The sequence below is a fragment of the Micromonospora narathiwatensis genome (assembly GCF_900089605.1).
Taxonomy (GTDB): Bacteria; Actinomycetota; Actinomycetes; order Mycobacteriales; family Micromonosporaceae; genus Micromonospora; species Micromonospora narathiwatensis.
This window is the reverse complement of the sequence record NZ_LT594324.1, coordinates 1,057,043-1,069,093: the sequence shown is the minus strand read 5'-3', so window position 1 is coordinate 1,069,093 and position 12,051 is coordinate 1,057,043. Positions and strand designations below refer to the sequence as shown.

The window sequence follows — 12,051 nt, the reverse complement described above, 5'->3', positions numbered from 1 at the left end:
GCCGGACCGCCGGTGCCGTGGTGGCGTGCCGGTGCCAGAACTCGCCGGCACGCCATCGCGGACAGTCCCGCCAGCGTCCGCCCCTACGCCGAGCAGTTCACTGGCACCGCGTACCGCCCCTCCACAGGAGCGACTCATGATCGGACAACACCTGACCGTCCCTCGCCGGTTCGCCCTCGCCAGGTACGCCGACGGCGATGACAGCCCAGCAGTAGTCGCCTGGGGTATCGAGCTGCCCAACGGATCCGCCGTCTCCGTCGGGGTCGACGGCGAGGCGGTTGCCGTCTGCAGCAGAGCGACCCATTGCGAGCTCATCCACGACGCCGAGCTGGTCTGGATCGACGGCGAGGTCGGCGACTCCGAGAAGAGAACCTCGCCATGAAGGCCGCCGGCATGAACGAAAGCCAGTACGCCCAGGCTCCGCAGGCCCACCCGGACAGCGATTTCCTCGCGACCGCGCGCGTGGTCCTGGACATCCATCGGGACGACGACGGCTTCTGCCTGGGCTGCCACGTCTACTTTCGCCAGCTCAAGCCTTTCCCCTGCGAGTACCACTCCTGGGCCGCGCGGGTCATCGCTACCTACCCGAGGGCGGCTCCCTCAGCTGGCCGAGCATCCGCTCGCAATCGTCGGCCCGCACCCCTTCGGCTGGTGCAACCGGCAACCACCTCCGCCTGCGACGACACGGTGGTCATCCGCATGCGGTAGCGGCCAGCCCGCTGAGCGATCGACACCTCGGTCTCCGCCTGATTCGGCGGTAGCGGCGGTCGCCCCAGAGCGGCGGCGGCCGCCGAGCTTCGCCGCGGGCCACGACGGCCCGCGGAACTTCGAGAAGGAGGCACCCATGGCAAACGGAACTCTGGAGCTGAGCGAGACCGGCAGCGACGACGAGTTCGACCTCGACGTCAGCCTGCTGGAGGTGGCGGACGTCGCCGGTCTGGTCAATCTGACCGATGACGGCTGCGGCAGCACCTGCACCGCCTGCACCACCAACGTCGCCTGATCTACGGGCTCCACAAGGCCGGCCGGCGTTGTGGCAAGCGCCGGCGCCGGCCGGTACCCCCTGTCTCGCCGAGGTGATCACGTGAGCCGTTCCGGGGATTCCCCCGCCTACCGGTCGATGGACACGGCGCTTGTCCGGGCCGTCGCCCATCCGGAGATCAAGCTGCCCCCGTGGCCAGATCTGACCAAACCCCGCGCTGACCTCGTGACGTCCTGGGTCGCCTGGCTACGACAGGTCTGGGCCATCGGGGCCGTGGCCGAGGCAGTCGCCCTTTCCAGCCCGGTGCTCGCGCAGCAGGTCGGCAGGCTCTGCGCGGGTGAGCCCTGTTCCGTACGGGAGGCACGGCGAACGGTCCTCGCCATCGTCCGGTACGCGCAGCGCCTGCTGGGCCGCCCCACGCCGTTCGGGCTCCTCGCCGGCGTGGCACCTGCCGCGTTCGGATCGCGAGCACCCACCCGTTGGGGCTCGTCACATCAGGCCGTCGCCCGGGCGAGCGCCGCCTGGCTCGACGACGTGATCACCCATCTCGAAGGGTGCCCGGAGCTGCTGTCCCGCCTACCGTTGGTCGCGAACAGCACGATGACGGTCCGCGACGACCGGCTGATCGTCCCCTACCAGCAGCAACCCGGACACGACGGGCAGCTGGGCGCGGTGGAGGTTTCCCTGCGTCACTCGGCACCCGTACGCGCCGCCATCAAAGCGGCCCACAGCCCGATCCGGGTAGAAGTCCTCGCCTCACAGCTCCGTGAAAGCTTCCCGCAGGCGTCGGCGGCAGTCGTCATGGCGATGCTCACCGAGTTGATCGCGCACCGCGCTCTCATCACGAGCCTTCACGCTCCCAGCACCGAGCCGGACGCCCTGCGGTACCTGGTGCGCCAACTCGAGGACATCGGCGCCGGAACGGTTACGCCCGTCGCTCGCGTGGTTGCCGCTCTTGAAGAGATCCACGCTGGGCTGCAACGGCACAACACGGCGCAGCCGGACGACGCCCCAGCGGCCCGGGGGCTGGTGGCGTCTCGGATGCGCAGCCTCGCACTCTCCGAGAACGAGCCGCTCGCGGTGGATCTCCGATTGGACGCCTCGGTGACGCTCCCCGATCAGGTGGCGCGGGAGGTGGAACGCGCCGCGCTGGTGCTGACCCGGTTGAGCGCCTACCCGTACGGCACCGGCGCGTGGCGGGCCTATCACCAGCGCTTCTACGAGCGCTACGGGATCGGCTCGCTGGTGCCGTTACGGGAGGTCGTCGACCCGGACAGCGGCATCGGCCTGCCGGACGGCTACCCGGGCAGCCCGGACACGGATCCTCGTTCTCCGATGTCTCGGCGCGACGAGATGTTGCTCGGCGTGGCACAGCGAGCCGCACTGGACGGCGCCAGTGAGGTCGTCCTCGACGAAGCGCTAATCGGACAGCTGGAGCTGGGCCCGCGGCGGCTACGCCTACCTCCACATCTGGAGGCGTGCGTACGCGTGCAGGCCGCCGACGAGCGGGACCTGGAGCGCGGCAGGTTCACGATCGAAGTCACCTCGGTTTCCCGGGCGGCCGGCGGGCTCACGGGCCGGTTCCTCAGCGTGCTGAGGCCTCTCGACGCCGGAAGGTTCGCCGCCGGCTTGACCGGCCTGCCCGCCGCAGACCGGAACACCGTGCCCGCCCAGGTGTCGTTCCCGCCGCTGGATCCCGCTACCGCGCACGTCGCACGCGCCGCTCAGGTGCTGCCGACGGTGATCAGCCTCGCCGAGCACCGGTGGCCGAGCCGGTCGGTGCTCACTGTTGACGACTTGGCGGTGGGGTGCGACGGCCGACGCCTGTACCTCGCGGTGCCGGATCGCGGCCGCCGGATCGAGGCGGTCGGGATGCACGCGCTGAACCTGCGAACCCACACCCCGCCGCTGGCCCGGTTCCTCATCGAGCTCGGGCGCGCCCAGTGCGCCCAGGTCACGGCCTTCGACTGGGGTGCCGCCGCCCGGGCGAAGCTGCCCTTCCTGCCTCGGGTGCGGTACGGGCGGGCGATCCTGGCCCCAGCGACCTGGCGGCTGGAGGCCGCCGAGCTGCCCGATCGTCACCAACCCTGGTACGCCTGGGACAACGCGCTGGACGAATGGCGAGCTCGCCGGCGGTTGCCGCGCCTGGTGCACCTGGTCGAGGCCGACCGTCGACTGCCCTTGGACCTCGACGAGCAGGCGCACCGGGTCCTACTGCGCACCCATCTGCTCACCGCGCCACGAGCGGTTCTCGTGGAGGCACCCACTCCAGAGGATCTCGGGTGGTGCGGCGGCCGTCCGCACGAGGTCATCGTGGCACTACGCGCCACCGAGCCGCCGCCCTGGCCACCGCTGCCCACGCCGACCCCGGCCCGCGTCATTGGACGCGACCAGGGGCAGAGCCCGGCCACCTCGCGGATCCTGCTCGCCAAGCTGTACGGGGATATCCGCCGTCAGGATCTCCTGCTCGCCCAGCACCTGCCCCGGCTGCTCGCCGAGTGGGACGCGCCGCCCGACTGGTGGTTCCTCCGCTTCCGTGACCCCGACCCGCACCTACGCCTGCGTATCGCCCTCCCCGACGCGTCCGCGTTCGGACGGGCCGCGCAGCACGTCAGCGCGTGGGCCGACGACCTGCGCCAGCGCGGCCTGCTGCGGGAGGTGCAGTACGCCACCTCCTACCCGGAGACCGGCCGGTGGGGATCCGGGCCCGCGATGCAGGCCGCCGAGGGGGTCTTCATCGCCGATTCCCACGCCGTGCTGACGCAACTGCGCCAACCAGTACGTCCGAGCCGGCAGGCGCTGGTCGCCGCACACACCGCGGCCATCGCCGTCGCCTACACCGGCAGCGTCGAGGCCGGCATGCGCTGGCTGATCGACCACGTGCCCGCCGCCGCGCCTCAGCCGGTCCCCCGGCCGCTGTTCCGCGAAGCCGTCCGCCTCGCCCACCCCGGCGACGACTGGGCGGCCCTGCGCGCGGTCGCCGGCGGCACCGCCATCGTCGACGCCTGGAAGAACCGTGACGTGGCCCTGGCCGTGTACCAAACCCATCTACCCGGCCCGCACACAAGAGGCACCGACGTCGACGATGTTCTCGGCTCGCTCATGCACGCGCACTACATCCGCGCGGTCGGCATCGACTTCGACGACGAGGACCAGTGCCGGTACCTCGCCCGCGCCGCCGCCCTGGCCTACTTCGCCCGGTGCCGGTCATGAGCGCCGCGTACGAGGGCCACCAGCTGGCCGTCGCGGTCGCCGACCTGCTCGCCGATCCCGACGCCGCCGGTCTGCCGGTCCACCAACCGTGGTGGCGGCAGTCGCTCGCCCTCGGCGTACCGGGCATCGCATTGCTGCACGTGGAGCTGGCAGCGGCGGGGCTAAGACCGTGGCAACGCGCCCATCACTGGCTCACCGCCGCTACCAGCCGCCCGGTAACGTCAGGCGCCCACAGCCACCCCTTCCACGGCGCACCCGCGCTGGCCCATGTACTCGCCTGCGCTGCCGCCCGCCAGCCCGGCGCTTACGCCGACGCGTTGGACGGCCCCGACAAGGCGATCACCGCCGACGCCCGACGACGCGTGGCCGCCGCGCACGCCCGTATCGACGCCGGCAAGCTGCCGGCTCTGGCCGAGTTCGACGCGATCCGAGGGCTTACCGGGATCGGTGCGTATCTGCTCCACCGAGCGGCCGCTGGACAGGAGCTTCGCGCCGTACTTGAGTACCTGGTCCGACTGACACAGCCCCTGCATCGGCCCGGCGAGGTGTTACCAGGCTGGTGGGCAGGTAGCGGCCCCTCCGGGCGTCCCGACGCCCGGTTCCCTGGCGGTCATGGCAACAACGGGATGGCACACGGCATCGCCGGGCCCATGACCCTTCTGGCACTCGCTGCTCTGCGGGGCGTCGTTGTCGACGGCCAGCTCGCAGCAATCGGGACCATCTGCTCCTGGCTCGACCGATGGCGCAGCGAGACCGACGCCGGCCCCATCTGGCCGTACTGGATCACCAGACCGCAGCTACAGGCGAACCGCGCGGAAGTCCACCGCCGCCAGCGCCCGTCCTGGTGCTACGGCACCACAGGGCTGGCGCGCGCCCAGCAGCTCGCGGCGCTGGCGTTGAACGATCCGGTCCGTCGCACGATTGCCGAATGCGCACTCGTACGCGCTCTCGCCGACCCGCAACAGCTCGCCGCAACCACCGACCCATCTCTCTGCCACGGGTACGCGGGGTTGGCGCACATCGCTCGCCGCGCCGCCGACGACGCCCTGCCTGAGGTCGCGGCACGCCTCAATGCCCTGGTCCCCCGCCTTCTCGACATGATCGATAAGGAAGGCGCGGGCCCTCGGCGTACGGCTGCCGCCCTGATCGCCAAGGCGGCAGGACCGGGATTCCTTGAAGGCGCTGCCGGGGTCGCCCTGGCCGCCCTGAGCTGCCGTACCGCAGCAGTGTCGAACAGCTCCTGGGACTCCTGCCTGCTCACCGCCCGACCAACCCATCCCCTGACGTGAGGACGTCGAGCCCGATGCCAACACCCGTCTGGCGGCAGTACACCGTCGAGTTCCCCACCCCATCCACGGCTGAGGAGGTCGCCACCACCGTCCTGGCACCCGCGATGGACGCCGCGCAGGACGAAGGCGTCCTGCACGGATGGTGGTACGTCCGGAAGTACCCCACCTGGCGGTGGCGGTACGTTGCCGACGATCCGACGTCACATCTCGTCGAGGATGTGCTGGAGACACTCGCCGTCGATGACCGCATCGTCAACTGGACGCGTGGCGTCTACGAGCCGGAGACGCTGGCCTTCGGCGGCACGGCCGGCATGCGCGTGGCGCACGAGCTGTTCCACCAGGACAGTCGCCACCAATTGCTCCGGCCAGCCGCCGCCTCGGCCGCGCTGGGGAACCGCGAACTCGCCGTCCTGCTCTGCAGCGTCCTGACGCGCAGCGCCGGCCTGGACTGGTACGAGCAGGGTGACGTCTGGGCGAAGGTCGTCGAATTACGTCCCATCCCCGCCACGCCCGCCGAGGAGCAGGCCGCGTCGCTGACCCGGGCGATGAACCGGCTCATGACAGCCGACGCCCGCAGCCTGACCCACCCCGACTCGGGCGGTCCGCTGATCGGCAACGGCCCGTGGTTCGACGCGTTTGAGGCAGCCGGTCAGGCCCTCGCCGACCTCGCTCGGCACGGCCGCCTCCGGCGCGGGCTCCGCGCCGTCCTCGCCCACCACGTCATCTTCCACGCCAACCGCCTGGGCCTGTCCCTGCGGAACCAGTCCACCCTCGCCGCGCTCGCGGTGAGGAACGTCTTCCACACCACGAGGAGCATCGTGTCGACCTCTGAATCCACATCCACGACCGTTAGCGTTGACCAGGTGACCCCGCTTCGTGACCCTAACGACCTGCGAAGCGAGCTCACTGACCGGCTGCGCGCCGAAGACATCATCCGCACGCCCAGGGTCGAAGCCGCGATGCGCCGGACGCCGCGGCACCTGTTCCTGCCCGGAGTGCCACTGGAGCAGGCGTACGCCGACGGTCCCGTCTACACCAAGACCGATGGCTGCGGCACCTCCATCAGCGCCGCCTCGCAACCCCGGATCGTGGCCATGATGCTCGAACAACTCGACGCCCAACCAGGCCACCGGGTCATGGAGGCCGGCGCCGGCACCGGCTACAACGCCGCACTTGTGGCAGCCATTGTCGGAGACACCGGACACGTCGTCACGATCGACATCGACGACGACCTCGTCGCCGGGGCACGCGAGCATCTCGCCGCCGCCGGCGTCACCAACGTCGAAGTCGTTCAGAAGGACGGCGCGCTCGGGCATCGCGATTGCGCTCCGTACGACCGGATCATCGCCACCGTCGGGGCGTGGGAAACGCCCACCGCGTGGCTGGAGCAGCTCGCCCCGGACGGTCGCCTCGTCGTACCGCTCCGCCTCCGCGGTGCCGCGTCCCGGTCGATCATCTTCGAACGGCACGACGGCGGATGGCGCGACAACGGCAGCGAGCTGGCTGTCTTCATGCCGCTCCGTGGCATCGGTGACGACGCTCGGCGCCTCGTCGCCCTCACCCCCGAGCAGGATGTGACCCTGCAGGTACACAAGGACCAGGACGTCGAGGCAGCGGCACTCGCCGGCGTACTGGACACCGAGCCGTACGAGCTGTGGACCGACGTCCTCTTCCCGCCGATGGTGCCCTACGAGTGGATGGACCTCTGGCTCGCCTGCCGCCTCGACAACGCCATCATGCGGCTGAACGCCCAGCCCGTGGCCATCGAACGCGGCACGGTGGCACCCATGTTCCCCTGGGGTGCGATGGCCACCACCCGCGGTGCCGACCTCGCGTACCTCACCATCCGGCCTGCGCCGCCGGCCGCTGATGGCGGAAAGCTGTACGAGGTCGGCGTCATTGGCCACGGGCCAGGCGGCAAGGACCTCGCGCAGCATGTCAGCGAGGAGATCCGCATTTGGAACGCCGACTACCGCTCCCGCACGGTCCGCTTCGAGATTCCCGACGCGCCCGTCGCCGCGGACCCTTCCATCGGGCGCTTCATCCTCTCCCGCCCGCACCACCCCATCACCGTCACCTGGCGCTGATGATGGACCCCACCGGACAGGTCCTACGGCGTTTCCCGCTCGTCGCCCGGCCACGACCCATCGCCAAGGCATTGAACATCCGCGTTGACGAGCTGCGTGCGCTCGCCGACCGCACCGAGCGGGAGAACAACCTGGCTGCGGCGTCTGCCGTGTACAACCAGGCGGCACTGATCGCCTCAGACTGCGGCCAGCCTAACCTCGCCCGGCAGTGGTGCCACGAACATGCCGACGCGTACCTGCACGCCCTCCCCTTGGGCGCGCAGGCCGCGCGGCATGCACTGGAACCCCTGGTGAACCTCGCACGCCTGCACATCAGAGACGGCAACGGGGACGCCGCGCACCAACTCCTCACGGACCTCTTCCAGGCCGTCTCGTCGCGCGCCGACACCCTGATCGACGGCCGTTCTCTGCCGGGGAGCAAGCTGACCCGAACCGAGGACGACCATCGCGAAGTACGCCAATGGCTGTGGAGCGTACTCATCGCAGACGGTGCCCGAGCACTCACCAGCGCCGGCCGGTGGAAAGAGGCCTACGACCACCTCCAGCAGAACAATGGCATCGGCCAACGCATGCTCGACGGGCGCCAGGTCGCAGTCATCACCCACGTCGCCTCCGGCGACATCAAACGCGCACGCACGATCATCGCCGAGACCGCCCGCGGCGAGCCGTGGGAGGAGGCCGTCACCGCTTGTTTGGCCTACCTGTGCGCCAGGGCCGCCGGCGAACCGGAAGAGGCCTACCTCGACGCGCTGCTCGGCAGTTACCGACGGCTGACGCCCACACCAAGCCTTGCCGTTTTTCACACTCGCCTCGGGCTTGCGGTTATCGATGCAGCTGGTGGCATAGGCCATCCCGATGTACGAAGCCTCGCCGCGGGCCTGATCAAACAAGCTTGCACCCTCGACAACGCCTACGTTGCCCGCGACCTACTGCACCACCGCGACGTCCTCACCGTCATTGACGCGCAAGCCGAAGCCGAACTGGCCGAGACCCTGCAGGCATCTGGTACGACACACCAAGGCATGCCAATCGTCGTTCACGAGCGGCTGTTGCATGCCGTGACGATCAGCAGGGCGGTGCTCCAGGGTGCCGGGACCGCCACAGCGGCGCGGCGCCCTTGAGGCCAGGCTGCGCCAGGGAGCCCAGCCAATCCCTGGCTAGGATGGCCCTCCAAATCGGACCGACGCATGGGTATCCTGCCCGGGTGTCCGAGATTGAAGGCATGGAACAGGTCCCTTCGCACCTGTGGCAGTACGCGCAGGATCAGGCTTTCCTTTCCGACGCGGCCGGCGAGACGAAACGCTTCCTCACCGAGTTGGCGCGGGATGCCAGCATCGACGTCCACCTAGTGGAGGCACGCCCCAAGACCCTGGCCTCGTACACGGAGAAATCACAGAAGACGAACGACGACGGAACACCGAAGTACACCGACCCCGCTGCGCAAATCCATGACTGCGTGGCGGCCCGCGTAATCGTCTACACCACCCGAGCGCGCAACGACCTGGCAGATCTCATTGTGAGCCGCTGCGAGTACCGGGAACGGCAGAATCCCGGCGACAAAAAGCACAACGGGTACGACAGCGAGCACATCGTCATCTCCGGCATCAAGGATCCTGCCGTCCAGCGACGCTACGTGGCTCTCGCAAAGTACCTCGGTAAGTACCAGGGCTTGGAGATCCAGGTGCGCAGTGTGGCGGGTCACGCGTGGGCGGAGTACGAGCACGACATCCGCTACAAGTCCGGCGCATACCAGGAGCTGACGCCCGGCGACAAGGGGCGGGTGGATCAGTACTTCGTTGAGGCTGGCGGCATGCGCCGGTACATGGACAATATCTTCGACGAGATCGAGGAGTTGCTCCGGCCGCAGGAGACCGGCGACGTCGCACCGGCTGACGAGCCCGTGATCGGGGTGGACGAGCCGTCGCCGGAGGGTCTCAACCCGACTCCACTGGACCCAGCAGCACTGGGCGAGCTGATCGCCGACCGCTTCCCAAGAGATGAGCCGGGCGACTCGCCGTCGCTCGCCGTTCTCGTCGAACAGTTGGCCGCGCTGGACGTGACCACGATCGGCCAGCTGGAAGCGGCGCTCTCCAACCTCGAAGAGGGCCAGGTCGCCCGGCTGATGGACTATCCGACCGAGACGACCCAGGTCCGGAAGTTGGACGACGAGTTGCTCGCCGTCTTCCTCGACCGCTACGTCGAGGCCGCTGGGGACGCCGACCGGCGGCAACTGCTGCGCCTGCGGCTCCGCCGTGTACGCGGCCGGTTCACGATCTACTCCTTGGAGGAGCCGAACCGCACCCGGCGACCCGTCGCCGCCGCGCGAGCCGTACGCGATCTAGTGAAGTTCGTCGCCGAGCACGCGGGCATACCGGCAACGATCATCGGCGGCGCCATCGGCGCGAGCCAAAACGACGTGACACCGGGATATTTTCCGAAGGAGGTACAGACCTCCGCCGGCCCGGTGTACGTCGCGACGAATCTGTCTCGCTCCTACGCCGAGAACCTGATGCGCGAGTTGGTCTCGCGGGTTCCCGGCTCGGGACTTAGTGTCAAGCGGGCCGGCGACCTCCTCTGCGAGGCGCCTCCGGAAATCTCGGCAGCGGATTCCGCTTGAAGCTGGGCGCTGCCTGCCGACGCGGTGGCCGCAGTCGCGCGCGGCCGCCGCGGTTCATCGTGATCGGCGGAGGTCCCGTCCCGGCCTCGCATTGGCGGCCGGGCCTACCGATGCCTGAGCCGTCGAAGCCCTCGGTCGTGGTGGATGCGGAAACGCCCGAGCCGCAACCGGGTGATCCCGCTCCCTGTCCACGTCGTGCCGCTGCAGAAGCGCCCGGGTGAGATCCTGCACCACATCGTCGTCGCTCACGGCCGGTCGCCACCGCTCGGTAGCCCGGAAGACGAGCGATCCGGCCTGACGTTTCAAGGATGACTCCGCCCGAACGAACAGTTCACGTCGCTGCAGCGCAGCGCTGAGCCCCTTGTGGAGCGTGGCGGCCATGAAGGAGAGCTCCGCGTCGAGGCGTGCGATCTGCTGGTCGGGTGGTTTCCCGGGATCGTCGGGGTGGGCCGGTGTTTTTGACCGCAGCCAGCGCAGGACCTCTGCCAGCTCCGCCGCAGCATCCCGAGCCGGACCGACTGGCGGGGTGGCACGAAGCTCCCCGGCCGCGATGGCTGCCTGCCGCCAACCGCCGACCATCTGCATGTCGTCACCGCTGGCCAGGACGTGCACGGCCAGCCCAACTCGAGTCCCGAGCTGCAGGTGAGCGCCGGTGAGCTGTGCTGGGTTGTGCCACATCCAGGATCGCGCGGCGGCGACAGCCGTGATCGCATCGTCTACGGTGCTGACGCCTGGTACGGGATTCAGCGGAGACCGAGCAACGTTGAGTTCATCCAGTGAAGGTTGTCCACGTCCTGCGCCGATGAGTTCGCGGGCGACCGAGCTCAGCCGGCTGCCGGCTGTCCACCTGGCGGCCTCCGCCGCCGCTCGGTAGATCTCCGCCAGGTGCCCCTTTCCGCGATCGAGCCATGCGGGGAGAGCGATATCGACCATTACCGCGTGCAAGGTAAGCCTGGCGATGTCGGCGAGGCCGGATTGGACGCCGCCGCTGGCCCGGATGGCGAGGCCTTCCGGTGTGCAAGGGCCTCGTCCGGGTGGTACGTGGCTGGCGAGGATGTCGCCGATCACGCCGACGGCATCCGCAGCGCGGCGTAAGGAGCGAACAGGTTCAGTGCTGGCTGTGGCGGGAGCGGATGGGAATCTCCGGTCGACGATCGCGGCGGCTCGAAGACCGACGTAGAACTTCGTCAGCGCCTGTCCGCGTCTCGCCAAGATTGCCGCAGCTCCCGCCCGATCCGGCACCTCGGCTGCGGGGCGGCCACCGACGAGCAGCTCAGTCACTCGGGCCAACTGGGTGAAGAGCGCTGACCTGGCCGTGACAGCAGCGTTGATCTCCGCCGCGGTGTTCGCCCGCCGCTGCCCGAGCGCCGCAGTCGCTGCGCTCAGCGCTTCAGACGCCTCCCGGTGCCAGTGGCCGAAACTCATCCCAGCGCCGCCGCCGCACGTCGTAACTGCTGGGCACCGGCGTCGTGACTGAGCCGTTCAGCCAGCTCGAAGCGATCGTCGCTGGCGCACCGATCGTGGTACCGCGCGAGTTGCTCGACCATGGACGTCACGGCGAGGCGGGTTTCCGCGTCATCACGGACGGGCGCTTGGGCGTCGACGCTCACGTCCTGGTCCGCATACAGCCTCCCTCGAACGTCCAGTAGTTCTAGACCGAAGCGGTCCCAAGCAAGATCACTACCGGCGAGCTGCCGCCAGGCTTCGCGTGCCAGATACATCGCCCCAGCTGCAACGAGATCGTCGGGTTCGCCGCGAAGGTGAATGCTGATCTCTTTCGCCGCCTCGACGTACGTCAGGACGTCACCTTGGTTCGAAGTCTGCATAGTGGTTCACCCGTTCCGCTTCGTTCTTGTCGTGATC

10 protein-coding genes are annotated in these 12,051 nt (G+C 69.3%); 8 read left to right on the top strand and 2 right to left on the bottom strand.

All coding sequences use genetic code 11. The annotated features are described in order from the left end of the window. Positions 1-136 precede the first annotated feature (136 nt). The 8 genes from GA0070621_RS04885 (at position 137) to GA0070621_RS04850 (ending at position 10,188) form a co-directional block, all read left to right on the top strand. The gene (locus tag GA0070621_RS04885; protein ID WP_091191936.1) at positions 137-382 is read left to right on the top strand and encodes a hypothetical protein; all 246 of its coding nucleotides are present in this window, start codon (positions 137-139) and stop codon (positions 380-382) included. Continuing rightward, on the top strand, positions 379-708 hold the full coding sequence (locus GA0070621_RS04880) for a hypothetical protein (RefSeq protein ID WP_091191934.1): 330 nt from the start codon (positions 379-381) through the stop codon (positions 706-708). The genes GA0070621_RS04885 and GA0070621_RS04880 overlap by 4 nt, the downstream gene beginning before the upstream one ends. 136 nt (positions 709-844) lie before the next feature. Then, positions 845-1,003, top strand: coding sequence for an FxLD family lanthipeptide (locus GA0070621_RS04875; RefSeq protein WP_091191932.1), 159 nt, complete (start codon positions 845-847; stop codon positions 1,001-1,003). Between the two features lie 81 nt (positions 1,004-1,084). After that, a complete protein-coding gene (locus tag GA0070621_RS04870) occupies positions 1,085-4,195 on the top strand; it encodes a lantibiotic dehydratase (RefSeq protein ID WP_231920985.1) in 3,111 nt (1,036 codons plus the stop codon). After that, the gene (locus GA0070621_RS04865; protein WP_091202007.1) at positions 4,192-5,484 is read left to right on the top strand and encodes a lanthionine synthetase C family protein; all 1,293 of its coding nucleotides are present in this window, start codon (positions 4,192-4,194) and stop codon (positions 5,482-5,484) included. The genes GA0070621_RS04870 and GA0070621_RS04865 overlap by 4 nt, the downstream gene beginning before the upstream one ends. A 14-nt stretch (positions 5,485-5,498) precedes the next feature. Then, entirely contained in the window at positions 5,499-7,571 is a 2,073-nt protein-coding gene (gene fxlM / locus GA0070621_RS04860; RefSeq protein ID WP_091191929.1) for a methyltransferase, FxLD system, read from the top strand. Beyond that, complete coding sequence (locus GA0070621_RS04855) at positions 7,571-8,692, top strand: hypothetical protein (RefSeq protein ID WP_157739831.1); 1,122 nt, start codon at positions 7,571-7,573, stop codon at positions 8,690-8,692. The genes fxlM and GA0070621_RS04855 overlap by 1 nt, the downstream gene beginning before the upstream one ends. 83 nt (positions 8,693-8,775) lie before the next feature. After that, positions 8,776-10,188 (top strand): nucleotidyltransferase family protein, encoded by a 1,413-nt coding sequence (locus tag GA0070621_RS04850; protein WP_157739830.1) that lies wholly within the window; start codon positions 8,776-8,778, stop codon positions 10,186-10,188. 54 nt (positions 10,189-10,242) lie between these two features. Here GA0070621_RS04850 and GA0070621_RS29370 read toward each other — a convergent pair whose 3' ends face one another. Beyond that, positions 10,243-11,613, bottom strand: coding sequence for a hypothetical protein (locus tag GA0070621_RS29370; protein WP_157739829.1), 1,371 nt, complete (start codon positions 11,611-11,613; stop codon positions 10,243-10,245). Continuing rightward, positions 11,610-12,014 carry a hypothetical protein gene (locus GA0070621_RS04845; protein ID WP_091191924.1) on the bottom strand — a complete coding sequence of 135 codons (405 nt, stop codon included), beginning with the start codon at positions 12,012-12,014 and terminating at the stop codon, positions 11,610-11,612. The genes GA0070621_RS29370 and GA0070621_RS04845 overlap by 4 nt, the downstream gene beginning before the upstream one ends. Between the last annotated feature and the right edge of the window lie 37 nt (positions 12,015-12,051).